Origin of the sequence: Erythrobacter ramosus, assembly GCF_009828055.1 — a bacterium.
Taxonomy (GTDB): Bacteria; Pseudomonadota; Alphaproteobacteria; order Sphingomonadales; family Sphingomonadaceae; genus Erythrobacter; species Erythrobacter ramosus.
This window is the reverse complement of sequence record NZ_WTYB01000002.1, coordinates 477,389-502,009: the sequence shown is the minus strand read 5'-3', so window position 1 is coordinate 502,009 and position 24,621 is coordinate 477,389. Positions and strand designations below refer to the sequence as shown.

The 24,621-nt window shown below is 65.0% G+C and carries 17 protein-coding genes; 3 read left to right on the top strand and 14 right to left on the bottom strand.

The genetic code is table 11. The annotated features are described in order from the left end of the window. Positions 1-2 precede the first annotated feature (2 nt). The 7 genes from GRI59_RS08980 to GRI59_RS08950 all read right to left on the bottom strand — a co-directional run bounded on the left by GRI59_RS08980 (position 3) and on the right by GRI59_RS08950 (position 11,146). On the bottom strand, positions 3-3,710 hold the full coding sequence (locus tag GRI59_RS08980) for an error-prone DNA polymerase (protein ID WP_160760859.1): 3,708 nt from the start codon (positions 3,708-3,710) through the stop codon (positions 3-5). A gap of 1 nt (position 3,711) precedes the next feature. Continuing rightward, complete coding sequence (locus GRI59_RS08975; protein WP_160760858.1) at positions 3,712-5,169, bottom strand: UdgX family uracil-DNA binding protein; 1,458 nt, start codon at positions 5,167-5,169, stop codon at positions 3,712-3,714. A gap of 271 nt (positions 5,170-5,440) precedes the next feature. Beyond that, positions 5,441-6,679: a putative DNA modification/repair radical SAM protein gene (locus tag GRI59_RS08970; RefSeq protein ID WP_160760857.1), complete on the bottom strand. Its 1,239-nt coding sequence runs from the start codon at positions 6,677-6,679 to the stop codon at positions 5,441-5,443. An 80-nt stretch (positions 6,680-6,759) separates the two neighbouring features. Continuing rightward, on the bottom strand, positions 6,760-7,092 hold the full coding sequence (locus tag GRI59_RS08965; protein ID WP_160760856.1) for a PilZ domain-containing protein: 333 nt from the start codon (positions 7,090-7,092) through the stop codon (positions 6,760-6,762). A gap of 71 nt (positions 7,093-7,163) precedes the next feature. Continuing rightward, on the bottom strand, positions 7,164-8,756 hold the full coding sequence (locus GRI59_RS08960) for a DUF6504 family protein (RefSeq protein WP_160761588.1): 1,593 nt from the start codon (positions 8,754-8,756) through the stop codon (positions 7,164-7,166). Beyond that, complete coding sequence (locus tag GRI59_RS08955) at positions 8,677-9,471, bottom strand: recA-like protein (protein WP_237440760.1); 795 nt, start codon at positions 9,469-9,471, stop codon at positions 8,677-8,679. Before GRI59_RS08955 ends, GRI59_RS08960 begins: the two co-directional genes overlap by 80 nt. 97 nt (positions 9,472-9,568) lie before the next feature. Then, positions 9,569-11,146 carry an amino acid permease gene (locus tag GRI59_RS08950; RefSeq protein ID WP_160760855.1) on the bottom strand — a complete coding sequence of 526 codons (1,578 nt, stop codon included), beginning with the start codon at positions 11,144-11,146 and terminating at the stop codon, positions 9,569-9,571. A gap of 191 nt (positions 11,147-11,337) precedes the next feature. On the opposite strand from GRI59_RS08950, the gene panB reads away from it, so the two are divergent. Beyond that, positions 11,338-12,210, top strand: coding sequence for a 3-methyl-2-oxobutanoate hydroxymethyltransferase (gene panB, locus GRI59_RS08945; protein WP_160760854.1), 873 nt, complete (start codon positions 11,338-11,340; stop codon positions 12,208-12,210). Here panB and GRI59_RS08940 read toward each other — a convergent pair. From GRI59_RS08940 to GRI59_RS08915, 6 genes are all read right to left on the bottom strand, one after another. Further along, positions 12,207-13,184 (bottom strand): bile acid:sodium symporter family protein, encoded by a 978-nt coding sequence (locus tag GRI59_RS08940; protein WP_160760853.1) that lies wholly within the window; start codon positions 13,182-13,184, stop codon positions 12,207-12,209. The genes panB and GRI59_RS08940 overlap by 4 nt on opposite strands. A gap of 52 nt (positions 13,185-13,236) precedes the next feature. Next, positions 13,237-14,721, bottom strand: a complete 1,485-nt coding sequence (locus GRI59_RS08935) for a tetratricopeptide repeat protein (protein WP_160760852.1) — start codon at positions 14,719-14,721, stop codon at positions 13,237-13,239. After that, positions 14,705-16,069, bottom strand: coding sequence for a PEP-CTERM-box response regulator transcription factor (gene prsR, locus GRI59_RS08930; protein ID WP_160760851.1), 1,365 nt, complete (start codon positions 16,067-16,069; stop codon positions 14,705-14,707). Before prsR ends, GRI59_RS08935 begins: the two co-directional genes overlap by 17 nt. Then, positions 16,069-18,207: an XrtA/PEP-CTERM system histidine kinase PrsK gene (gene prsK, locus GRI59_RS08925; protein ID WP_160760850.1), complete on the bottom strand. Its 2,139-nt coding sequence runs from the start codon at positions 18,205-18,207 to the stop codon at positions 16,069-16,071. Before prsK ends, prsR begins: the two co-directional genes overlap by 1 nt. Further along, positions 18,186-19,571, bottom strand: coding sequence for a TIGR03013 family XrtA/PEP-CTERM system glycosyltransferase (locus GRI59_RS08920; RefSeq protein WP_160760849.1), 1,386 nt, complete (start codon positions 19,569-19,571; stop codon positions 18,186-18,188). Before GRI59_RS08920 ends, prsK begins: the two co-directional genes overlap by 22 nt. 120 nt (positions 19,572-19,691) lie before the next feature. After that, positions 19,692-21,044 (bottom strand): helix-turn-helix domain-containing protein, encoded by a 1,353-nt coding sequence (locus GRI59_RS08915; protein WP_160760848.1) that lies wholly within the window; start codon positions 21,042-21,044, stop codon positions 19,692-19,694. Between the two features lie 180 nt (positions 21,045-21,224). Between GRI59_RS08915 and GRI59_RS08910 the strand changes: the two genes are divergently transcribed. Beyond that, on the top strand, positions 21,225-22,823 hold the full coding sequence (locus tag GRI59_RS08910) for an isocitrate lyase (RefSeq protein WP_160760847.1): 1,599 nt from the start codon (positions 21,225-21,227) through the stop codon (positions 22,821-22,823). 100 nt (positions 22,824-22,923) lie between these two features. Next, complete coding sequence (locus tag GRI59_RS08905) at positions 22,924-23,103, top strand: hypothetical protein (RefSeq protein WP_160760846.1); 180 nt, start codon at positions 22,924-22,926, stop codon at positions 23,101-23,103. Between the two features lie 86 nt (positions 23,104-23,189). Here GRI59_RS08905 and GRI59_RS08900 read toward each other — a convergent pair whose 3' ends face one another. Beyond that, entirely contained in the window at positions 23,190-24,515 is a 1,326-nt protein-coding gene (locus GRI59_RS08900; protein WP_160760845.1) for an amidohydrolase, read from the bottom strand. Positions 24,516-24,621: the final 106 nt, after the last annotated feature.

Here is a 24,621-nt window from a genome sequence, read left to right as displayed (position 1 = left end):
CTCTAATGGAAATCGCGTGACTTTGGCAAAATCCGATGATTGCGCGGGTGGCCAGTCACGTTGGGCTTTGGCGCCAATTCGTCGATAATGTCGCGCGGCACAGGCGGGCCACGCTCAGGCATCGGGCGGTTGACCTCGTCGGCACGGGCAAGCGGGGCATCGAGCAGATCATCGGATAGCGCATGCAGCCGCTGTGTCGCATCGGTCATAGCCTGGGCAATCACATGGATCACCTCGTCGTCATATTCCACCCGCCCGCGCACCTCCATCAGCCGCGCGCCCATCACGACCTTGCGGTTCTTCTCCTTGAGATCGGGCCAGACGACGAGGTTGATGACCCCGGTTTCGTCTTCGAGGGTGATGAAGGTGACGCCCTTGGCGCTGCCGGGCCGCTGGCGGATCAGCACCACGCCCGCGACTTGCACCATGCTGCGGAACTTACGGGCGCGAAGGTCTGACGCGCGCACAAATCCGCGCGCGGCGAGATCGGCGCGCAGGAAGGCCATGGGGTGGGCTTTCAGGCTGAGGCGGGTGGTCTGGTAATCGGCGACCACCTCCTCCGACAAAGGCATGGCGGGCAGACGGATCGCCGCACGCTCGCCCCCCTCCTCACGCACTCCCGCCGCGCGGAACAATGGCAGATCGGGCGCAGCGATAAGGCTCCTCGCATCCCACAAAGCCTGCCGGCGCGAGATGCTTAGCGAATTGAAGGCATCAGCGCTGGCGAGCCGCTCGATATGCGCAGGCGAGAGCCCCGCACGCGTGCGCAGATCGGCGATGTCGCGGAACGGCCCACGCTCCTCACGCTCCGCCAGCAGGGTGGCGGCGACGTGTCCGGGCAGCCCGTCGATCTGGCGCAGGCCAAGGCGGAGGGCGTGGCTGCGATCAAATCCGGGTTCACGCAGAGACGCAGAGGAGAAGGGAGACGCAGAGATATTGTGCGTGCCGAAGGCACTCTCATCACCTGCAACCTCGCCGCCTTCCGTGCCGTTCAGGCAGGATTGCGGCTGCGCCGCTGGTGCAACCTCTCCGCGCCTCCCCCTTTCTTCCTCTGCGTCTCTGCGTGAACCCCCTTCTTCTTCCAGCGTGCAATCCCAGCCTGAGTGATTCACATCCACCGGCAACACCCGCACCCCATGCTCAGCCGCATCGCGCACGATCTGCGCGGGCGCATAGAAGCCCATCGGCTGCGAATTCAGCAGCCCGCAGGCAAAGGCCGCCGGGTAGTGGCACTTGAGCCAGCTCGACACATAGACCAGCTGCGCAAAGCTCGCGGCGTGGCTTTCAGGGAAGCCATATTCGCCGAAGCCCCTGATCTGATTGAAACAGCGCTGCGCAAAGTCGCGGTCATATCCGCGCGCGACCATGCGTTCGACCATCATGTCCTGAAGTTCATCGACCATGCCCCGGCTGCGGAAGGTCGCCATGGCCTTCCTCAGCCGGTTGGCTTCGAGACTGGAGAACTTCGCCGCATCCAGCGCGATCTTCATCGCCTGCTCCTGAAAGATCGGTACGCCCAAGGTGCGCCCCAGGATGCTGGTGAGCTCGTCCGGCGGGCCGTGTTCGGGCGCAGGCGCGGGGATCTGCACCGGCTCGGCACCCCGGCGGCGCTTGAGATAGGGGTGCACCATGTCGCCCTGAATCGGGCCGGGGCGCACGATAGCCACCTGAATGACGAGATCGTAGAACTCGCGCGGTCGCAGGCGGGGGAGCATGTTCATCTGCGCGCGGCTTTCGACCTGAAACACCCCGAGCGAGTCGCCCTTGCGCAGCATTGCATAGGTTTCGGGGTCTTCGCGCGGGACTGTGGCCAGCGTGAGTGCGCGCCCGTGGTGTTCGCCCAGCAGATCGAGGCATTTGCGGATGCAGGTCAGCATCCCCAGCGCCAGCACATCGACCTTCAGGATACCGAGCGCATCGATATCGTCCTTGTCCCACTCGATGAAGGAGCGCTCCGGCATCGCGCCATTGCCGATCGGCACGGTTTCGGTCAGCGCGCTTTCGGTGAGGATGAACCCGCCGACGTGCTGGCCCAAATGACGCGGCATTCCAATCATCTGCTCGGTGAGTTTCAGAACCCGCCTGAGGTGCGGGTCGGTGATATCCAGCCCGGTTTCCGCCGCGTGCTTCTCGCTGATCTCGCGGCCCCACCCGCCCCACACGCTCCGCGCTAGGGCGCTGGTGACATCCTCGCTGAGGCCCATCACCTTGCCCACCTCGCGGATCGCCATGCGAGGGCGGTAATGGATCACGGTCGCGCACAGTCCGGCGCGGTGGCGACCATATTTCTTGTAGATGTACTGGATCACCTCTTCGCGCCGCTCGTGTTCAAAGTCGACGTCGATGTCGGGCGGCTCTTTCCGCTCCTCGGAGATGAAGCGGTCGAACAGAAGCTGGTGTTTGGCGGGATCAACTGAGGTGATGCCGAGGACGTAGCACACGGCAGAGTTGGCCGCGCTCCCCCGCCCTTGGCACAAAATCGGCGGCTCCTGCCCGCGCGCGAAATCAACGATGTCCTTGATGGTGAGGAAGTAGCGCGCGAGATCGAGCTTGGCGATCAGCGCCAATTCGCGTTCCAGCGTGGCGCGGACGGTTTCGGGCAGGCCCTCGGGGTAGCGCCGCCCTGCCCCGGCCCAGACTTCGGTTTCGAGGAAAGCCTGCGGTGTCTGCCCGTCCGGGTAGATTTCCTCCGGGTATTCGTAGCGCAATTCATCGAGGCTGAACTGGCAGCGGTCGGCCACCTCGCGTGCGGCGCGGATTGCGTGGGGCCAGCGGGCGAAGAGGCGCTGCATCTGCGCCGGGGACTTCAGATGCCGCTCAGCATTGGGGTGAAGCAGGTGGCCGGCCGCCGCGACAGTGGTCTTGTGCCGGATCGCGGTCATCACATCCTGCAACGCACGGCGCTCGGGCGCGTGGTAGTGGACATCGTTGGTGGCGAGGAGGCTGAGGCCGTTGGCCCGCGCGAGGCTGTCGAGCCGCTCGATCCGGGCGATATCATCGCCGCTGTAGAGATAGCTGGCGGCGATGTGGCCGAGGTTGGGCAGCTGGCGGGTGAGGTGGGGGAGGAGATCGAGGAACTTTGCGCTGCGTTCCATACTTCCCCCGCCCCGGACTTGATCTGGGGCCCCGCTATCTTGCGAGGCAGCATCGGGAGGCAGCGGGGTCCCGGCTCGGGGGCCGGGACGGGGAAAAGGGATGACATTGCTCGGCACCGTGATGGAGAACCGGGCATCCAGATCATCCGGCGGGAGCAGGATCAACTGCACACCTTCGCTGTGCTCCGCCAGCAGGGCAAGGTCGATATCGCACACACCCTTGTCCTGCCACTCGCCCGAAAGCGTCTGCATCCGTCCCGCGCTGATAAGGCGGCACAACCGGCCATAGGCGGCGCGGGTTTCAGGGTAGGCGAGGAAGACTAGGCCCTCGACCGTCTCGATCCGGCAGCCGATCAACGGGCGCAGCTTCAGCGTCTTGGCCTCGGTATGCAGCCGCACCACGCCTGCCATCGAGTTCACATCGGCAATCCCCAGCGCGTCATAGCCGTGGGCGTGGGCGGTCAGCACCAGATCGACCGCGTCGGACGCCCCGCGCAGAAAGCTGAAGCAACTCGCCACCCCCAGTTCCACGAACGGCGCACGCGGCGGGGGCACAATCCCGTCGGGATCGACCTGCAAGGTGCGCTTGTCGGGAGTGAGCGGGCCTTCGGGCATCTCAGCCCGCCAACTCCGCGAGCCGCTCCCGCACCGCCTCAAGATCAGCCGCGAACAGCGCCGCCTGTTGCGCCTGCGCTTCGCCGTCCAGCCTGAGCAGGTAGGACGGGTGCACCGTCACCCACAGCTCGGCTCCGTCATCGAGCATGATCGGAGTGCCGCGCGCCTTGGACACGCTCACCGTACGGCCCAGCATCCCGCGCGCCGCGCTCGCACCCAGCGCCAGCACGATGCGGGGCTGGACAATCGCGCGTTCGGCTTCGAGCCACCAGCGGCAGGTGTCGATCTCCTTCGCACCGGGAGACTGGTGCAACCGGTGCTTGCCCTTCCATGTGAACTTGAAATGCTTGACCGCATTGGTGACGTAAGCCGCGCTGCGGTCGATCCCCGCGCGGGTGAGGTGCTGATCGAGCAACTGCCCCGCCGGGCCAACGAACATGCGGCCTGCCATATCCTCCTGATCGCCGGGCTGTTCGCCGATGATCATCAGGCGCGCGCCTTCCGGCCCCTCACCCGTCACCGCACGGGTGCCGCAGTCGGCAATCGGGCAATCGCGGCAATTCGCCGCTCCCTTCGCGACCTCGGCGAGCGTCGTAGGCCGTACCCGCTCCTCGCGCGCGCCGGCCCTGACCATCACCGCCTCGCGCGCCTGTGCGCCCGCGATCAGCTGCGGGATGAGATCGGCCTCGGGCAGGTTCTTCCAGTATTTCTTGGGCATTTCGGACAGCATCGCCCCCACCTTCAGCCGCGCGGGATTGAAGGTCGAGGCGTAGTAGGACCGCCACAGCACCTCGACCGGATCGCCGCCCGGCGCATCCTCACGGCGCGCTGGGGGGCCTTCGCGCATGGTCTCGGCGTCCCAATGCACGCTGCCGCGCGGGGTCAGGATTGACCAGCGCATATTGGCAAAGCGGCGCATGAAGAACGCTGCCTCGGCGCGGACGATATGGTGATCGGGCTCGAACCAGGCGACGAAATGCGGGGTGCCGTCCTCTTCTGTCACCTCGCGGAAGCGGACGAAGGCGTGCATCTTGTGCGCATCGCGCCGCACCGATTTGGCGAGCTCCTCGATCCGCCGCACCTCCGGGTCGGCCTTGTCTTCCATTATGCGGAGATTGCGCTGGAGCCGCCACAATAAGCGGTAGAGCAGCCCGAATCGCGCCGGATCGGAGTGCAGCGCCGCGCTGCGGGCAACCGTCAGAAACCGCTGGCTGGCACGCACCGGCGGCGCATCGGCAGGCGGTGGCGGCAGGCGCTTGTCTCCGCGCGACGGCCCCTCGGCAAATAGATCACCCGTCCCTCCCGGCTCGATCCACGAGACGCGGTCAGGCGGCACATCGCACTGGATCAACCCGCGCGCCCGTTCCCGCCAGAAGGCGAAATCGTCGGGCGCGGGTAAGTGAATCGCGTAGTGGGCGCCGAGAGAGGCGTTCTGCCCAGAACGTTTTTGGGCGGTCATGTGCGGCCCCAACAAAGGGGTTCGCGCAGAGACCACAGAGGAGCAGGGGGCGCGGAGAAGGTTACGCGGCGAAGCCGCGGGGTGTTTCTCGCAGAGGCGCAGAGAAGAAAGGGGAGACACGGAGGGGCTGTGCGTGCCGAAGGCACTTTCCGCTCGTTCGACATAGCCGCTGGTCGGACTGTCAGACGAGGAGTGCGGCTGCGCCGCGGGCGCGACATCTCTGCGTCTCTGCTTCCTCTGCGTCTCTGCGGGAAACCGTTCTTTCCACCCATCAGAACAGCTCCAGCTGTTCCGACTTCGGCGCAAGCAGGCGGCGCAGGTCGGCGCGGTCGGTCAGCAGTGTGGGCCGCCAGTCGAGCGCGCAGATGAAAGGACGCACCTTGGCGATTGAGGCGGTCAGGCGCGCCACATCATCCAATCGCAGCGTCCGGTGCCGCCGCGCCGCGATAATGCGCGCGACCGCCGTGGTTCCCAGCCCCGGCACCCGCAGCAATTGCTCCTTCGCGGCGCGGTTCACATCGACCGGGAAGCTTGCGCGAAACTTCAGCGCCCACGCCAGCTTCGGGTCGATATCGAGCGGCAGGTTGCCATTCGCCTCGGTCACGTCGGCCACTTCTCCCGGCGCAAAGCCGTAGAACCGCATCAGCCAGTCGGACTGATACAGGCGGTGTTCGCGCAGCAAGGGCGGGCGCTTCAGCGGCAGTACGGCACTCGCATCGGGGATCGGCGAGAACGCGCTGTAATAGACGCGCCTCAGCCCGAAGCTGCCATAGAGCCGACTCGCCTTGCCGATGATCGCGGTGTCATTGGACCCGTCCGCGCCGACGATCATCTGCGTGGACTGGCCCGCAGGCGCAAAGCGCGGCGCGTGGCGGAAGCGTTTGCGTTCGTCCTTGGCCTGGATGATCCGCGCCTTGGTACGCCCCATCGCGCCTTCGATCTGGCTTTCGTCCTTGTCGGGCGCGAGCCGCGTCAGGCCCGCGCGGGTCGGCAGTTCGACATTGATCGAGACGCGATCGGCATAAAGCCCGGCCTGATGGATCACCTCGGCATCAGCCTCGGGGATGGTCTTCAGGTGGATATAGCCGCGAAAATCATGCTCCTCACGCAGGATGCGCGCTACTTCGACCAGCTGCTCCATCGTGTGATTGGCGCTGCGCACGATGCCGGAGGACAGGAACAGCCCCTCGATATAATTGCGGCGGTAGAAATTGAGTGTGAGGTCAACCACCTCCTGCGGAGTGAACCGCGCGCGGGGCACATTCGAGCTCTTGCGGTTGATGCAGTAGTGGCAATCGAAGATGCAGTGATTGGTCAGCAGGATCTTGAGCAGCGAGATACACCGCCCGTCCGGCGCATAGGCGTGGCAGATGCCCATCCCCTCGGTTGAGCCGACGCCCTTCCCGCCCAGCGAATTCTTCTTCGCTGTGCCGGATGACGCGCAGGACGCATCATACTTCGCCGCATCGGCGAGGATTTCGAGTTTCTGGCGGAGAGTCTGCTGAGCCATCGGAACGAGGAACACCTTTCAAGTGTTCCTTATATGTTCCTACTTCTCCATCGCCAAATGCAAAGCTTGCAAGCGGCCTGTCAGACGATGCGACGCAACTCTGGGCCGGTGTCGCGGTCGTCTTGCTTATCGCACAGATAGTCGATCACAGCGGGGTGCATCGCCCCTTCGAAGGCGACACCGGCGACCTGCCCTTCGATCCAAGCGATCGTGCCGAGCGGGGCGTTGATCCCATTGACCTTCATCGTCACCCGGTCACCGACTTCGGCAAACCCAGCGCGCGCGCGGATTTTGCAGCCTCCTTCGGAAATATCGATCAGATCGACAAACACCACGCGCGAGCGCACCCGGCTTTTCACCGTGAGGCTCATCGGCCGGCGTTCGGACGCGCGCGAGATCGAGTGGAGGTTCATAGGCGGAGCATGGCACAAATCTGTAAAGGAAAGCTAAGCAAGCCTGTAAGAGGAATTAGGGTTAAGCGCTATCAGGCATAGAGCCCTTGCAGGAACCAGTCGGGCACCCCGCCCCGCCCGTCACCAAGGGTTCCCTGCCGGTAGATCCAGTACCGCCGCCCCGCCTCATCCTCGATCCGGTAATAGTCGCGCAGCCGCGCGGTCGAGCGTTCGCGCCACCATTCGGGCGCGATCCGCTCCGGCCCCTCGACGCGGCAGACCTCGCGCACATTCCCGCGCCAGCGGAACCGCTGCGGCACGCCATCGGGCGAGGCATAGAGCACCGCGATCGGCTCGGCCCGGTCGAGCAGTTTCAGCGGGCGGGTGTGGAAGGCAAGCGCGCCTTGCGAAGGCGGCACCGGGGCGAGCGGCGGCTGCCAGCTTTGCGCGCGTTCGGGGATGTGGCTGGCACGAGCGACCGGGCGGGTGACAGCCTTGGGGCCGAGCCGAACAGTCAGCCGGTCGATGCAGGCCGCCAGCGCAGTGCCGTGGTCTTCGGCGGCCGCATCGAGATCGGCCTGGCTGAGGCTGAGCGGTTCGCTCCAGCTGGCGCGCAACTGCACCGCTTCGATCCCGAACCCGGCCTCGACATCATCGAGCCGGGCGGCAAACAGCCGGTTGATATGGCTGGCCTCGCGCGTGGCGGCAGCGAGTTCGATGCGGCGCTGTAAGACTTCGCCATCGACCCGCCACAGCGCCAGTTCGAGCCGTCGTGCGCCCTCCCCCCGCGCTTCGAGCGCGCGCACCATGTCAGCGGCGAGGTCTTCCACCACCCGGTCGAGCAGGTTGCGGTGACGCAGCGGCTCCATCAACCGGCGCTGCACCAGCGGCATCGGCCGGTCGATCACCGGCAGCAGCGGTTCGGGCACGCGGCCCAGCAATTGATCGAGCCGGAGCAGCGGATTGGCGGCGGGGGAGCGGTGATTGCGGAACCGCCGGCGCAGGGCATCGCGCGCGGCGGCCTCCTGCCCCGGATCCTCACCCATGCCGCTCACCCCTGCAAGCTCGCCGAGCCGCTTGATCCCGAGCCGGCGCAGCACGGTCAGCACGTCGTCATCGAGCCTGAGTGCTGCCACAGGCAGATCGCCGAGCTGACGCAGCGGATCATCATCCGGGGCGAGGATCGCACGCGGCCGGGCGTAATGCGAAAGCGCCCAAGCCGCCCCCGCCGTCGGCGCGAGCGCGGCGCGCGCTGTCAGCCCGCGCGCTGCGAAGGCCCGCATGACATCGGTGAGTAGCGCGTCCTCGCCGCCGAACAGGTGGGCGGCTCCGGTGACATCGACCAGCAGACCGTCGGGCGGATCGAGCGCGCTCCACGGCCCCCAGCGCTGCGCCCACAGGGCGAGCTTCTCCAGCGCTGCGAGATCGCCTGCGGGGTCAGCCGGAACAGCGGCCAGATCAGGGCAGAGCGCGCGCGCATCAGCCAGCAACATCCCCACCCGCGCACCCGCCGCGAGCCCGGCGCCATTGGCAGCGGTGATGCGCGGGCCGTGCGCGGTTTCGAGGATCAGCGCTGTGGGCGCGGCATCGGCGGCGGCTTGCGCCTCAGGCGCGTGCGCGCGCCGCCAGCGATCGACCGACAGTCGGGCGAGCCAGATGGACAGGATCCGGCGCGGCGGCGACATCGGTGTCAGGATCAGAGCGGAGGCGCAGGGTTCCAGTGTCATCGCAAAGCATCCATTCGCCCGGCGCATGGGCGCGCGCACGGAACAGTTCGGCATGCCAGCTGGCAGTGCCGGGAGCGGCAGGGTTCCAGCGCGGCAGAGGCGAAGGTGCCGCGCGCACCTGCCAGCGCATTCGGGCCGAGGAAAGGTCGCGTTCGGCATCGAGCCGCACCAGCCACAATCGCACTCCGTGGCGTTCTGCGGTAAGGCTCAACCGGCGCGAGGCGGTGAAGCTGAGCGCGCGCGGATTACCCGCGATCTCCCCGATCACGCAGGCGAGGTCACGGCACTTCAACCCCTCCTCCAGCGCGAACAGCGCGTCCTCTGGCGTGGCGGCGGCGACATGGATCAGGTGGCGGCGCAGATCGGGCGAAAGGCCGGCAAGGCAGGGCCGCCCGCCTAGGCGGATCGCGGCGCGATCCTGCACCCACAGGACTTGGCGGGTGTCCTCAATCGCCTCATCCGCTGCGTTTGACGTCAAGGCGTCACGCGCCAAAGCCAGCGCCAGCCCCACTCCGCTCGCCTCACTGGCGGACGCGAAGATTTCGGAGTGGAACGGGTGATCCGCCAACCCCGGTCGCCACCGCGCTTCAGGCGTAGATAGGGCAGCAGCGCGGGACAGCACGCGCGCAGGTGACGGTTTGGAGGGCGTAAAGGGCATAAGCGAACGACTCATATGTTCGCTTTATGTTCCAATATTGGTCCGCTTGCAATGAAAAGGGCGCGGGGAGCTGTGTGCTCCCCGCGCCCTTAGATTTGAGTCTCAACGAGACCTAGTCGTCGACCACCGGCCCCGGAAACTCACCCATGTCAGGCGCAGGGTCCTGCCACTCGCCATGCTGGAGGTTGGAATGCGACAGGCCGTAAAGGAAATACAGCGCGATCATCCCGGCCATGAACCATGCAAAGAAGATCAGCACGCTCGGCGGCACGGTGTAGATCAGGTAGGCACACGACAGGATGCCCAGCACCGGGGTAACCGGATAAAACGGCACCTTGAACCCGCGCGGCAGTTCCGGCGCGTTGCGGCGCAGGTAGATCACCGACAGACAGACGATGGCGAAGGCCGCCAGCGTACCGACCGAGGTCATGTCACCGAGCACGTTGATGTCGAAGAAGCCCGCAGCAACGGCCGTGATGATGCCGACCAGCGCCGTGTTCACATAGGGCGTCTGATACTTCGGATGTACCTTGCTGAACACCTTGGGCAGCAGGCCGTCACGCGCCATGGTGTAGAAGATGCGCGTCTGCGCATACATCAGCACCAGCACCACCGACGTCAGACCGATGATCGCACCGACCTTGATGATCTTCGCGAGCCAGCCCCAGGTGGGGCCGAAATTGTCGACCACCACCGCAACCGGATCGGGGACGTTGAGCGTGCCGTAGGGCACCAGCAACGTCATGATCGCGGCAACAAGCATGTAGATCACGGTGCAGACAATCAGCGAGCCCAGAATGCCGAACGGCATATCCTTGGCCGGGTCCTTGGCTTCCTGTCCGGCGGTCGAGACTGCCTCGAACCCGATATAGGCGAAGAACACGATCGAGGCGGCGCGCATGATCCCGTCGACCCCGAAGGCGCCTTCGCCATTATTGGCCGCAGCGTCATACTCAGGAATGAACGGCACCCAGTTGGTCGCCATCAGCTCGCCGAGGTTGGAAAGCACAATCAGCCCGCCGACCGCGATGAACGCCACCAGCACGCTGACCTTGATGCCGACGATGATGTTGTTGACCTTGGCCGATTCCGACACGCCCAGCATCAGCAGGCCCGATAGCGCGATGCAGATCAGGAACGCCGGCATATTGAAGATCGTCGTGACCGTCTGGCCATCGACAATCACCGGCGCGCCATCCTGCATCAGCGTCATGCCTGCAGGCCCGGTAAATTGTGGCGGTATAACAAGGCCGAAGTCAGCTAGCAGGCTGACCACATAGCCGCCCCAGCCCACCGCGACCACCGAAGCAGCCAAGCCATATTCCAGCAGCAGCAGCGCGCCCATGATCCAGGCGACGAACTCGCCCAGCGTGGTGTAGCTGTAGGTGTAGGCTGAGCCAGAGACCGGCAGTGTCGAGCTAAGCTCGGCATAGCACAGCCCGGCAAAGGCACAGACAATGCCCGCCACCACGAAGGACAGCATCACAGCCGGCCCCGCATGGAGCGCCGCCGCACTGCCGGTGCGAACAAAAATGCCCGCCCCGATGATGCAGCCGACGCCCAGCAGCAGCAGGTTCCACTTGCCGAGCGTGCGCTTCAACTCGCTGGTCTGGGTTTCACGCTGGACCTGCGCAATCGACTTGCGCGCGAACATCCGCTGAAAAACGGTTCCTCTGGGTGCACTCGCCATTACAAATCCCCCCTGCGCGCCTGCACGGCGCACGGCTTAATCCGGTCAAGAAACATCTGGAATAGGTCTCCCACTGATCGCAAGCAGATCCCCCGCGCGATCGAATGGCCGTAACGCTAGCGCAACAGGCTCGCAACACAAGCCGAAAGAGCGGGTTTCCCCCGGTGCGCGCAAGCGCTACACCGCCGTTCATGTCCACGACCTTCCAGCTCGACACCAGCACAAGCCGCGCAAACCCCACCCCGCAGGTGATGAAGCGGCTAACCGTGCCCGCCATTCGCGCGCGCAAGAAGGACGGTGTCACCGCCACTCCGCTGGTAATGCTGACCGCCTATACCGCGCGTCAGGCGCAGCTGCTCGACGCGCATTGCGATATCCTGCTGGTGGGGGATTCGCTCGGCCAGGTGATCTACGGCCTGCCGTCGACCGTTCCGGTGACGCTCGAGATGATGGCCAATCATGGCGCGGCAGTTGTACGCGGGTCGTATCATTCGGTCGTGGTCGTCGACATGCCGTTCGGTTCCTACGAGGCGTCGCCAGAGCAGGCGTTCGAAAGCGCGGCCTTCCTCCTCAAGCAGACCGGCGCTGCGGCGGTGAAGCTGGAAGGCGGGGCGGTGATGGCGCCGACCGTCGCTTTCCTGAGCCAGCGCGGCATTCCGGTGATGGGCCATGTGGGCCTCACTCCGCAGGCGGTCAACGTGCTCGGCGGCTATGGCGCGCGCGGGCGGTCGGATGCCGAGGCGGAGAAGATCGTCTCTGACGCCAAGGCGCTGGATGAAGCGGGCGCCTTCGCGATCGTGATCGAAGGCGTGGTTGAGCCCATCGCGATTGCCGCGACACAGGCCGTCACCTGCCCTACCATCGGCATCGGCGCTTCGGCCCAATGCGATGGGCAGGTGCTCGTCACCGAAGACATGCTCGGCATGTTCGAGCGGGTGCCGCGCTTCGTGAAGCGTTACGAGGATATCGCGGGCGTGATTGACCGCACCGTAGCCCGCTATGCCGAAGAAGTGCGCAGCCGCGCCTTCCCGACCGAAGACCAGACCTACCAGCCCAAGGCCTAGTCCGCGTCTTTGGCGAGGCGCAGCGCCAGCGGTGCCGCTAGCACCAGCTGGGCCAAGTGATAGAGAAGAAGCGGCGCGATCACGAACCCGGCGCTGGCGGGCGGAAACAGGATCGCGGCCAGTGGCGCTCCGATGGCGACACTCTTTTGCGATCCGGCGAACAGGAACGCGATCCGGTCAGGCCGCGGCAGGCCCAGCAAGCTGGCCGTGCCCCAAGCAGCTCCCAGGGCGAGCGCGAGCATCGCCAGCACCAGCGCGATCATCACCGCCCAGTCAGCGGGCGCGAACATGGTGGCCAGCCCCTGCTCAACCGCGCCTGAAAAGGCGACATAGACCGCGATCCCGATCACCGCCCGGTCAAGCCACGCGATCCGGGCCCGGTGGGCAGCGATGCGCTCTATCACCCGGTCCTGCACCAGTTGTCCGATCACGAAGGGCAACACCAGAATGAGGCCGATGCGGATGATCGCCTCGCTCCCGATCTCTCCCGCTCCGCCGCCGCCCAGCAGCGCAAATAGCGGCGCGCTGATGAAAACGCCCGCGATGTTGATGAGCGCCGCGCCGACCACCGCCAGGCCAACGTTGCCCTCGGCCAAGCTCGTGTAGCTCGTGGCTGACTGGACCGTGGACGGCAGGCAGCCGAGATAGATGAAGCCCAGCGCCACCATCGGCGGCAAGACCTGTCCGGCAAGGCTCGCAAAGCCCACCCCGCCCAGCGCCATCGCGCCGAAGACGAACAGCATCAGCGGCCCGAAATAGCGCCAATTGGCCAAGCCCCGCGCGATCTCGGAGCGGCGGATGCGCATCCCGTTGACCAGGAATAACAGAAAGATACCGGCATTCGACACCAGCGTTGCAGCCGCCCGCGCTTCCCCGGCTGCGGGCACAAGCAGGGCGAGTCCGGTCGCGATCACCAAGACGGCGATCATCGGATCGGTCAGGAACGGGAAGCGGGAGACAGCAGGCTTGGACATAGGCGCTAGGCGCCCTGCCCTGCCCGGGAGCGCTTGTCGAGCGGCAGTGCGGCTACCGCTGCACGAGGTGGCGCGGATGGACCTCTGCGAGCCATGCGGCAAAGCGGCGTGCCTCATCCGGCTGGTTGAGCGCCCGCGCCGCGCGCAGTCTCAAGCCGAGCGGCGCCGGATCATGCCCGGCCCCAAGTGCGATGGCATGATCGAGCAACTGCGCCGCCCGATTCCAATCGCCGCGCCGGCCAAAGCGCTCGGCCAGAGCGATCAGAGCGCTCGCATTGTCAGGCTCGCCGGCCACATGGCGCGCCAACAAGGTGTCAGCCGCAGCCTCGTCACCCGAACGCGCATATGCGAGCACCGCCTTGCGCGTCAGCGGCCAGGGACGTTTCACTTTAGTGGCCACCGAATAGACTGAGAGCGCGGCCTTCGGATCACCTGCCCCGAGCAAAACATCCCCGCTCAGCGCTGCAACGTCCGCCGACGCCGGGAAGCGTTTGCCAAGCGCCTGCGTGCTTGCCCGTGCGGTGACCCAATCGCCTACCAAGCCTGCCTGACGCACTGTCGCCGTCGGCGGCGGCAAGCCTTCGCGCACCGCCAGCACCATCGGCGCAGTGCTTGCCCCGCGCATCGCCCGGGCCAGCAAGGGGGCCGCGTTCAATCTATCGCCGCGCTGTTCATAGGCCCGCGCGACCAGCATCACGAGGTAGGGCGATGCTTCCCGCAATCCGGCTTCCGGCCCGAAACGGGCGATCAATTCGTCCCCTCTCCCCGATTCGAGCATCGCCTTGGCAAGCAGTTCGCGCAGCTTGGCATGGGAGGGCTGGCGCGCGACGAGACCTTCGAGGATCACCGCCGCGCTATCGGCATTGCCTTCCGCGAGGCTGATGACAGCATCGAGTTGCAAGGCCGCAGGCACGCCGCGAGCCGCCATGCCGCTGCGCGCCAGCAGACTGCGGGCAAGCGCGTATTCCCCGCCACGCGCGGCCAGCACCGCTTGCAGATAGGGCACCCGTTCATCGCCAGGCGCGACTTCGGCGAGCTTGCGCACCGCATCAAGCATAGCTCCAGCCTCCCCGGCATCGCCAAGGGTTGCGGCATATTCGGCCCATCCGTCGCGGTAGTAGGGATCAGCGGCTAGTGCCGCCTTGAACCAAGGCACGGCCGCAGCAAAGCCATGCGCGTCGCGCAGCATAACCGCGCGCAATAGCAGCGCGGGCGGATAATCGGGACCGAGTTCCAGCGCACGGTCGGCGGCCTCGATTGCCGTCAGGTGCTCCCCGCCGCGAAAGCGTAGCCGCGCAATGGCGACCCACAGCGCCGGATCGTTGGGATCAAGCCCGCGCGTCTCATCCAGTTTCCGTCCGGCGTCCGCCAATTGGCCTGCCGCCATCGCCCGGTCAGCATCGCCCAGCAGCTGCACCAGCGCGGGTTTCCGCGCCTCGTCACGCGCGGAAACCCCTGCACCGTTTTCCTCCGAGCAGCCCGACAATGCCAGAACCAGCGCGGTCAGCCCGGCGGCTGTGTCACGCCTGAAGGTCATATTGCTTGAGCAGGTCATACAGCGTCGGGCGACTGATCCCGAGCAGCTTGGCAGTGCTTGAGATATTGCCCTCGCTGCGCGACAGCGCATGGCGGATCACCCGGCGGTCCGCCGACTCGCGCGCAGCCTTGAGGTTGAGAACATCGGCGTCCTCGTCCTCGCCAGCACCCAGATCGAGGTCGTCAGCGTTTACCAGCTTGCCATCAGCCATAATCACTGCGCGCTTCACCCGATTTTCGAGCTCGCGGACATTGCCCGGCCATTCATGCGCATCAATCGCCGCAAGCGCATCGGCGGCAAAGCCGTTGACGGAAGGGTTCATCTCGGCCGCAAAGCGCTTCAAGAACACCTTGGCGAGCAGCACCGGATCGCCGTGCCGTTCGGCTAGACCGGGGATGCGGATCACGATTTCGGCGAGGCGGTAAAACAGATCCTCGCGGAAGCTGCCTGCGGTGATCATGCTTTCGAGATCCTGGTGCGTGGCGCACACGATCCGCGTGTTGACCGCAATCGCCTTGCGTCCGCCAACGCGCTCGATGGTGCGTTCCTGAAGGAAGCGCAGCAACTTGACCTGAAGCGGCAGCGGGATGTCGCCCACCTCATCAAGGAACAGCGTGCCGCCATTGGCGCTTTCGATCTTGCCTTCAGTGGTCTTGACCGCGCCGGTAAACGCACCCTTTTCATGCCCGAACAGCTCACTTTCGAGCAGGTTTTCAGGGATCGCAGCGCAATTGATCGCGATAAACGGCCCATTCGCGCGGTCGCTGGTATCATGCAGACCCTTGGCGAGCAGTTCCTTGCCTGTCCCGCTCGCGCCCAGCAGCATCACCGAAACACTGGTCTTGGCAACGCGCTCGATAGTGCGCGCGACCTTGACCATTTCGGGCGCGCCGGTGATCAGGCGGCCGAGCACGGTCTTGTCAGCACTGCTGGTGGCGACAAGGCGGCGGTTTTCCTCCTCGATGGCGCGTAAGTTGAACGCGCGCCGTAAGATCAGCCCTAGCGCGTCGATATCGATCGGCTTCTGGTAGAAATCGTAAGCCCCGCGCGCAATCGCCGCCAAAGCGCTTTCGCGGGCACCGTGGCCGCTGGCGACGATGACCTTGGTATCGGGCTTCAGTGCCATGATCGCATCAAGTACGGCAAAGCCTTCAGTCGTGCCATCGGGATCGGGCGGCAAGCCGAGATCCAGTGTCACCACTCCCGGCGCTTCTGACCGCAACGCGGCGAGCGCGCTATCGCGGTCGCCTGCGATCACAACCTCGAAATCATCATAGGCCCACTTGAGCTGCGCCTGAAGGCCCGGATCATCCTCGATCACCAGCAGTACGGGTTTCTTGTCAGGCATTATGCGACCCCTTGTTCGGTTTCGGCGTCTTGGCCGCCGAGCAACTGCACTGCATAGGCCAAGGGCAGAACGACGGAAAAGCGCGTGCCGAGCCCCTCGCGGCTTTCCACCGCAATCCGCCCGCCCATCGCCTTGACCAGTTCGCGTGCTTCGAAGGCACCGATGCCGAACCCGCCCGACTTGGACGAGACGAACGGTTTGAACAGCCCGCTGCGCACAAACGCTAGACTCATGCCCTCGCCGGAATCGACCACGTCGATCGCGCCGTGCAGCCCTTCACCGGTGACGTCGAGGAACACCGGCATTCCCGGCTCGCTCGCATCAATCGCGTTCTGCACCAAGTGGATCAGCGCCTGCTCAAGCGCCTCGCGGTTGCCCATCACGCGGACGGGTTGCTCGCGGGTGAGCGCAACGGGGTGAACGCCCTTAAACCGCTCGGCGATGCCGCGCGCCATATCGACGAGCTCGATCTGCCCGAGCGCATTGACCTGTCCCGAGCCATAACGCCCAAGCCTTGCGAGCAGCGCGGAAAGCTTGTCCGCCGAATTGCGCAAGGTCACCAGCATATCGGCACGGAAGGCGGGATTGTCTGCATGCTTTTCAGCGTTGGCGGCCAGCAGGGAAAGCTGGCTGACGAGGTTCTTGATGTCGTGCATCACAAAGGCCATGCGGCGGTTGAATTCGTCAAACCGGCTCGCGTCCATCAGTGCCTGCTGCCCGGCCTGTTCGGACAGATAGCTGGCAAGCTGCTGTCCGGCGACGCGCAGCAGATCGAAATCCTCCCAATCAAGCTGGCGTGGATTGCGCGGCCGAGCGAGAACGATGACGCCGACCAACCGGTCAAAGTGGAGCAGCGGGACCAGTGCCCAGGCGTCCTCGGCGTCAATCAGCCAGGCTGGCACTTGCGCAGCCTCGCCATGATGGTCGATCCCGCTGCGCACCTCGTCGATGGCGAGGATGAAGTTGTGCCGTTCGAGAAGACCCGACAACGCATAGTCGCTCGCCACCGCGGGAATTGCGATGGTCGGCCAGTTCCAGCGCCCGGTGAGTTCCAGTTGGGCTTCCTCGTTGGGCATCAACAGCAGGCCGGCGGGGCTTTCGGTGATGTCGGCGAGCGCCTGGACCGCGCGTTCTTCCAGGCTGGCATTGCCTGTGCCGCTGCGCCCGATGGTGCGGGTGAAGCGCAGCCATTCTTGGCGGTATTCATAGCGGTGCTGGAACAGGTGCTTGGTCGCAGTCACACGCAGCCATCCGCGCAGCCGCGGCGAGGGCAGAGCCAGCGCCGCTCCCATAATCGCGACCACCACGAAGGCCGCCTGGCTGGCACGGGCCATATCGCCCCCCAGCAGCGCCAGCGACTTGGTCACCAGCGCCATCCCGATCAGATAGCCGCCGATCAGCAGTAGCGAGAGCGTGCGGAAAGTGACCGTGCGCGACGGGCTGAATTGCACCCGCGGCCCGGCAGCATTCATCCCGAGCGCAAACAGCGCCGCCATGATCCCGGCAAACAGCCCACGCAAATCGCCGAGCGCTCCTGCCCTTGATCCGCTGAGGTAGGCCAAGGTCTGAAGGTTGAGATCATAGGCGAAGATCCCCGCCAGTGCTATACCAGTCCAGCGCAGCACCGGACGCAAGGCACTTGCAGCGCCGGCATAGAGGTTGTGCAGCAGCATCAGCGCGCCGATCGCGACCAGCATATCGATCAAGGCCCGCGCCTCGAACACCGCCTGACTGACCTCGGGCGTACCTGTGAACCTGAACCCGACCAGCAGCAGCACCGGCTGAAGCAATTGCACCAGCACCAGAGCGACGATGACCGGGCGAACAGGCTTGAGGCTGGCCGCACGGCCATCGGCACCAAACAGGCAGAAGATCGTAGCGATCAGGGCGAGGTTGCGCGCCATTGCCGCGATAACGGTCGCATTGTTCTCGGTGCCAAGCCCGGCTGCGAGCGCGCACCACACGCTGCTTGCGCCAGCAGCAATCTTCAGCGTGGTCCGGTCAGGCCGCGCGCGCTCACCATGGTGCCAAATCCACAGCACCGCGCCTGCGCTCATCACTGCGCCTGCGACCCATGCGAGGAAGCCCGCCAAGGGAACCATGCCGCCCAGCCAGATCATCGCGCGCCCTCCGGCCACAGGACCACGCGCAAAGTTTGCAGCAGGATCACGAAATCGAGAAAGGGTGTGTAGTTCTTCGCATAGTAGAGATCATATTCGAGCTTGCAGCGGCTATCCTCGACCGACGCGCCGTAGGGATAGTTGATCTGCGCCCAACCGGTAATGCCGGGCTTCACCATGTGCCGTTCGCCGTAGAAGGGGATCTCCTCTTCGAGACTTTCGACGAATGACGGCACCTCCGGACGCGGGCCGACGAAGCTCATTTCACCCTTGAGCACGCTCCAGGTTTGAGGGAGTTCGTCGATCCGCACCTTGCGGATGAAGCGGCCGAGACGGGTGATGCGCGGATCGTTTTCTGACGCCCACTTGGCGCCGTCCTTCTCGGCATCTGTCCGCATCGAGCGCAGCTTGATGAGCGTGAAGGTCTCGCCATAAAGCCCCACCCGCTTTTGGCGGAAGAAGGCCGGGCCCTTGCTGTCGAGCTTCACTAGCAGGGCAAACAGCACGATCAGCGGCAGCGTGAGCGTTAGCAGGATCACACTCGCGGTGATGTCGAAGATGCGCTTGACCGCGCTCGAGAACATCCTGCTGCTGGAAAAGCCGTCGGAGAAGATCAGCCAGCTAGGATTGATCGTATCAAGGTCCACCCGGCCCGTCTCCCGCTCGATGAAGCTGGAGAAATCATTGACGTGGACGCCCTTGGTCTTGATCCGCAGCAAGTCTTTCAGGGGCAAGGCGTTGCGACGCTCTTGGAGCGCAAGCACGACTTCGGACACGCCGAGATTCTCGACGAACCGGCCCAGATCGTGGATTGCCGAGCGCGGGATCGCCTCTTCGACGACGCGGGCATCGTCGCTCATGGCGATATAGGAGACGATGGCAAAGCCGGTCTCAGGCTTATCGCCCAATTCGCGCAGGCGCTGTGCCCGGTTGCCCGCACCCAGCACCATCACGCGGCGGCGAAACGCCGAAGAGCCGAGGAAAGAACTCAGCAGCAGCCGGTCCGCCACCAGCACCACGATGGCAAGCCCCATGGTGTAGAGTAGCGTTGAACGCCAGAACAGGTCGCTCGGTAGGACGAAATCCACCACCGCCAGCGCAATGATGCCCAAGCTGATTGCCACCAGCACCCGCGCACCTGCAAAGCGGAGGGATCGCAACGAATTGGGGCCGTAAACCCCGACCGCAATCATCGCCAACCAGATCACCGAAGCCGTGCCTAACAGCGCAAGGCCGCGGCCGCCGAAATTGCCCAGATCCATGCCGATCTGATGAGCGCGCCACTGCCAAGCGATCTCGCTCGCCAGCACCAGCAAGCCGAGATCAAGCAGTCCGAGCAGCAGCACGGCGTGCGGGATATAATGCTTGAACAGGCGGATCATTTCAGGGGCGGCCTCTGGTGCATGCCCTGCCGCTTCTAGGACCGAGACCTTAAGTGTCGGTAAACTTTACACCGCTCGCGAAGCCCGCAATTCTGCGGCTCGCGACGGTTAATGCCATGCTTAGGATGCGGAACGCGGGCGTGGTAGCGCACTGGCTATCCGTGCCGGGGCCGGGGTCAGGCACTCCGCCCGCCCGCACCTGCCACACGGCACTCCGAGCGGCACAGCGTCAAGCCGGTCGAGTGAGACGCCGCGGGCATGGGCCAGATCTCCGGCAAAGCGCGCCTCGATTCCGAGCACCACCGCGCGGCGACCTGCGCACATCACCCCGTCCCCATCTACCGTGCGGGTGATCGTGAACCAGTGCCGTGCTGCCGCTTCGCCCTCGCCGAAGGTGACGGCTTGGGTGAGCACGGTTCCGGGACGCTCGAAGGCGGCAAAAGGCACCCAAGCGGGCCAGCGCGCACCTTCGAGCGGATACATCGCGCCGCTCCCGCCAGCGGTGAAACTGGTCATCCGCCCCGCCCGGTCGATCACCGCCATGAAGAACGGCAATCCCCGCTCGCCGACCCGCCCCAGCGTGGTGAGCCGCTGGGCGACCTGATCAAAGCTGACCGCAAACCGGCGCTGAAGGACAGCCAAGTCATATCCGGCCGTCTCGCAGGCGCGCAGGAACCGGCGATAGGGCAACAACAGCGCGCCTGCGAGATAATCGGCGATATGCTCGCGAAAGGCGTCCCGCGCGTCGGCACTGGCAAGGTTCGCGCCTGCCACCAATGTCTCGATGCCCTCGCGCATTTCAAGCTGGCCCACTTGCCGGGCAATCTGGAAGCGCCGTGCGGCACCAGGGAGCATTTCGGAGAGTTGCAACTGCCGCGCGTGAAGGTCAAGTCGGTGGACCTGCCCCGGCATTACCTCGGCAGGGAGAATACGCACCTGAAGCTGGTGCTTCTCCCGCAGCCGCTCTCCCAGAGCTGCACTGATTTCTCCGCGAGAAAGCCGCAATTCATCGGCCAGATCCTCGGCTGCGTGGTCAAGATCGGCGAAGTGGTTCTGCCAACGCTCGACCGCGCGGCGCCCGGCGGCGGCGGTGTCCTCGACCACGATTCGCTCGCCCCCGCCCGTGTCGTACAGCCGCGCGAATGCAGCGGCGATCTGCGGCGCGGCGGCAAGAAATTCCTGCACTTCCTCACGGTCGATCCCGAGATCGCCGAAACGTTTGTCGGCCATGCGCCGCACCAGGCCGTCGAGCCCGCCGATGGCGTCATCTTCGCGCAGGCTGCGCGGGTCGAAATCGAAGCGTTCGATCACCTGTACCAGCACGCGGGCTGATAGGGGACGTTGGTTACGCTCGATCAGGTTGAGGTAAGACGGCGAGATCCCGAGGATACTCGCCATCCCGGCTTGCGTGAGGCCTTCGCGCTTGCGCAGACGGCGCAAGGCAGGCCCGGCGAGGAGGTTGGTGTCAGCCATAAGTGGTTTTGTAAATTAATTTACCGATTGACACAAGAATGCAGGCGATTGTCGGCATAGCGACACGATTATCTGTAAGTTTTCCTGTCATGCTGCGCCGCACCACGTCAAAGCCTGCCTATCCAGCGGCGCGAGTCTGCAAGGCCTCAAACCCCTCCCCAGGATGGACAGGAGACACTTATGACCTACCAGAACACCATCACCCGGATGCAGGGCATCGTTTCTGCGAACGGACCGAGCTGGGCTGCGATCGATCCCGAGAGCGCCGCACGCATGGCGATCCAGAACCGCTTCCCCACCGGACTCGACATCGCCAAATACACCGCCAAGATCATGCGCGCCGATATGGCCGCCTATGACGCGGACCCGGCGCAATACACCCAGTCGCTGGGTTGCTGGCACGGCTTCATCGCGCAGCAGAAGCTGATCGCGATCAAGAAGCACTTCGGCACCACCAAGCAGCGTTACCTGTATCTCTCGGGCTGGATGGTCGCCGCGCTGCGCAGCGAATTCGGTCCGCTGCCCGACCAGTCTATGCACGAGAAGACCTCGGTGCCCGCACTGATCGAAGAGCTGTACACCTTCCTCAAGCAGGCTGATGCCCGCGAACTCGGCATGATGTTCCGCGCGCTCGACAAGGCCCGTGAAACCGGCGACGCCGTGGAAGCCAAACGCCTCGAAAACGCCATCGACAATTACGAAACCCATGTCGTGCCGATCATCGCCGACATCGACGCAGGCTTCGGCAATGCCGAAGCGACCTATCTGCTCGCCAAGAAGATGATCGAAGCGGGCGCCTGCGCGCTGCAGATCGAAAATCAGGTGTCGGACGAAAAGCAGTGCGGCCACCAGGACGGCAAGGTCACCGTCCCGCACGAAGATTTCCTCCAGAAGATCCGCGCTTGCCGCATGGCGTTCCTCGAAATGGGTCTGGACGACGGCGTCATTGTCGCCCGCACCGACTCGCTCGGCGCTGGCCTGACCAAGCAGATCGCGTTCTCGAAGGAGCCGGGCGATATGGGCGACCAGTACAACAGCTTCCTCGATGCCGATGAAGTCGATCCCGCGAACATCACCAATGGCCAGGTCTTCATCAGCCGCGACGGCAAGCTGCTTGCGCCCAAGCGCCTGCCCTCGAACCTCTTCCAGTTCCGCGCCGGAACGGGTGTGGACCGCGTGGTGCTCGACTGCATCACCAGCCTCCAGAACGGTGCCGACCTGCTCTGGATCGAGACCGAGAAGCCCCATGTCGAGCAGATCGCCGAAATGGTCGATCGCATCCGTGAAGCCGTGCCGAATGCCAAACTGGTCTACAACAACTCGCCCAGCTTCAACTGGACGCTGAACTTCCGCCAGCAGGTGTTCGATGCGTGGGAAGCGGCGGGCAAGGACGTGTCGGCCTATGACCGCGCCAAGCTGATGAGTGTCGACTACGACGGCACCGAACTGGGCGCGGAAGCCGACGAAAAGATCCGCACCTTCCAGCGCGATGCCGCTGCGCGGGCCGGCATCTTCCACCACCTCATCACCCTGCCGACCTACCACACCGCCGCGCTCAGCACCGACAATCTCGCCCGTGAGTATTTCGGCGAGCAGGCGATGCTGGGCTACGTCAAGAACGTGCAGCGCGAGGAAATCCGTCAGGGCATCGCCTGTGTGAAGCACCAGAACATGTCGGGCAGCGACATTGGTGATGATCACAAGGAATACTTCGCCGGTGAAGCCGCTCTGAAGGCGGGCGGCGCACACAACACGATGAACCAGTTCGAGGCGGCATAAGCCGCCCGGGAGAGGAGCCGGAAGGTCGCGTTATTGTGGCCTTCCGGTTGCCTGCAAAGCCGCCTAAGGGCGTGAGACCATCACCCCGAGGAGAGTGACGATGACCGATACCGAAACCCCGAATCCCGAGCCGGCACGCGCCCGCGCGCTGCTTTCGACCGCGGACATGAAGCTGCTGCGCCGCGCGCTGGAAAGCCACGCCCGCAACACCGAAGACCGTGAGGAGCTGGCCAAGATCAACGCTCTGCACCACCGTCTGGGCACTTACGTTCCTTCGTAAGACCGCACCCCTTTTACAGTTCTCCTGGGGAGGAGAAACGGCCGTCGGAATGCGCCCCAAAGGCGCGCTCCGGCGGCCGCATTTGTTTAGACGCCCCTCTTGGGCATCAGGTCTAGCGTCGCCGCCGTTAGCGCCTCGGTTGCGGTGGCGATCACCACAGGGGCATCGGGCGCCCAGAACGGCGAGTGGAGCGAAGGCAACGTGATCTCGCCCTTCTGCGCCTTGGCCCATTCTTCGGCCCGCACGCCGCCGACCCACAGAATCAGCGATTCCACATTCTCGCGGTCGGCGCGGTAGAACTGGCTGAAGTCCTCTCCGCCCATCACGGCAGGCACCTCGAACACCCGGCCTTCGAAGCGCGGTTTGAGCCCTGCGACCACCCGCTCCGTCAGAGCAGGCGTGTTGTAAGTGGCCGGCACGTAGGGATCGGCGACCGTGACCTTCGGCATCTTGTCCTGAGGCATCCCAGCAGCAATCGCCTCGCCCCGCGCAATGCGGGCGATGCCTTCGAGCAGCTGCTTGCGCGCCGCGTCGGAATAGCTGCGGACCGTGATCTGGAGCCGGGCTTCATCGGGGATGATGTTGTGCTTCGATCCCGCCTGGAAGCTGCCGACCGTGACCACCGCCGAATCGGTGGGGTTCAGCTCGCGGCTCACCAGCGTCTGCAAGCGCATGACGATGGCCGAGGCGAGCACCACCGGGTCCTTGGTCGTATGCGGATAGGCGCCATGCCCGCCCACACCCGGCACCACGATGTCGACCGAGTCCACATTGGCGAGCGCGAAGCCATTGGCGTAGCCGATATGCCCCGCCGGAGCCTGCGCTGCATCGTGGAAGGCGAGCACGTAGTCGGGTTTGGGAAAGCGGGTGTAGAGCCCGTCATCCAGCATCGCCTTCGCGCCTTCGCCGATTTCCTCGGCGGGCTGGAGGATCATCACCAGCGTGCCTGACCACTGATCGCGCCGGGCGACGAGCTGCTGCGCCGTACCGATCCATGCGGCCATGTGGGTATCATGCCCGCAAGCGTGCATCACGCCGGTCTCGATACCGGTCTGCGGCACGGCCCGGCGCTTGGAGGCGTAGGGCAGTCCGGTCTGTTCGATCACCGGAAGCCCGTCCATGTCGGCGCGCAGCATTACGGTGGGGCCGTCGCCGTTCTTCATCACCGCGACCACGCCGGTCTTGCCGACGCCTTCGGTCACCTCGAACCCCAGCGCCCGAGCGCGGGCGGCGAGCTTCTTGGCGGTCTCGACCTCCTCAAAACTCAGCTCAGGGTTGGCATGCAGGTCCTTGTAGAGCTCCACGAGGGCGGGCAGGTCTGCCGCGACCGCATCGCGCAGTTCGTCCGCCTGTGCTGGCACTGCCATCAGCGCCGCGGCGGCCACCCCTGCCCGAATCGCCTTGATCCGCATCACGCTTGCCTTTCGTTCATTTGCCCGTGCCCTTGGGCCCGTGTTGGAGACACATGAGACACTGTCCAAGGAGAGAAAAACCGCCCCGACTGGGAACGCCCCCGCC

Excerpts from the sequence above, each read along its gene's own strand:
- panB (WP_160760854.1), top strand. The coding sequence starts at position 11,338 with ATGTCCACGACCTTCCAGCTCGACACCAGCACAAGCCGCGCAAACCCC.
- GRI59_RS08960 (WP_160761588.1), bottom strand. The coding sequence starts at position 8,756 with ATGTCGCCGCCGCGCCGGATCCTGTCCATCTGGCTCGCCCGACTGTCG.
- GRI59_RS08975 (WP_160760858.1), bottom strand. The coding sequence starts at position 5,169 with ATGACCGCCCAAAAACGTTCTGGGCAGAACGCCTCTCTCGGCGCCCAC.
- prsR (WP_160760851.1), bottom strand. The coding sequence starts at position 16,069 with ATGCCTGACAAGAAACCCGTACTGCTGGTGATCGAGGATGATCCGGGC.
- GRI59_RS08900 (WP_160760845.1), bottom strand. The coding sequence starts at position 24,515 with ATGCGGATCAAGGCGATTCGGGCAGGGGTGGCCGCCGCGGCGCTGATG.
- GRI59_RS08970 (WP_160760857.1), bottom strand. The coding sequence starts at position 6,679 with ATGGCTCAGCAGACTCTCCGCCAGAAACTCGAAATCCTCGCCGATGCG.
- GRI59_RS08965 (WP_160760856.1), bottom strand. The coding sequence starts at position 7,092 with ATGAACCTCCACTCGATCTCGCGCGCGTCCGAACGCCGGCCGATGAGC.
- GRI59_RS08980 (WP_160760859.1), bottom strand. The coding sequence starts at position 3,710 with ATGCCCGAAGGCCCGCTCACTCCCGACAAGCGCACCTTGCAGGTCGAT.
- GRI59_RS08910 (WP_160760847.1), top strand. The coding sequence starts at position 21,225 with ATGACCTACCAGAACACCATCACCCGGATGCAGGGCATCGTTTCTGCG.
- GRI59_RS08950 (WP_160760855.1), bottom strand. The coding sequence starts at position 11,146 with ATGGCGAGTGCACCCAGAGGAACCGTTTTTCAGCGGATGTTCGCGCGC.
- GRI59_RS08935 (WP_160760852.1), bottom strand. The coding sequence starts at position 14,721 with ATGACCTTCAGGCGTGACACAGCCGCCGGGCTGACCGCGCTGGTTCTG.
- GRI59_RS08915 (WP_160760848.1), bottom strand. The coding sequence starts at position 21,044 with ATGGCTGACACCAACCTCCTCGCCGGGCCTGCCTTGCGCCGTCTGCGC.
- GRI59_RS08905 (WP_160760846.1), top strand. The coding sequence starts at position 22,924 with ATGACCGATACCGAAACCCCGAATCCCGAGCCGGCACGCGCCCGCGCG.
- GRI59_RS08940 (WP_160760853.1), bottom strand. The coding sequence starts at position 13,184 with ATGTCCAAGCCTGCTGTCTCCCGCTTCCCGTTCCTGACCGATCCGATG.
- GRI59_RS08920 (WP_160760849.1), bottom strand. The coding sequence starts at position 19,571 with ATGATCCGCCTGTTCAAGCATTATATCCCGCACGCCGTGCTGCTGCTC.
- GRI59_RS08955 (WP_237440760.1), bottom strand. The coding sequence starts at position 9,471 with ATGAGTCGTTCGCTTATGCCCTTTACGCCCTCCAAACCGTCACCTGCG.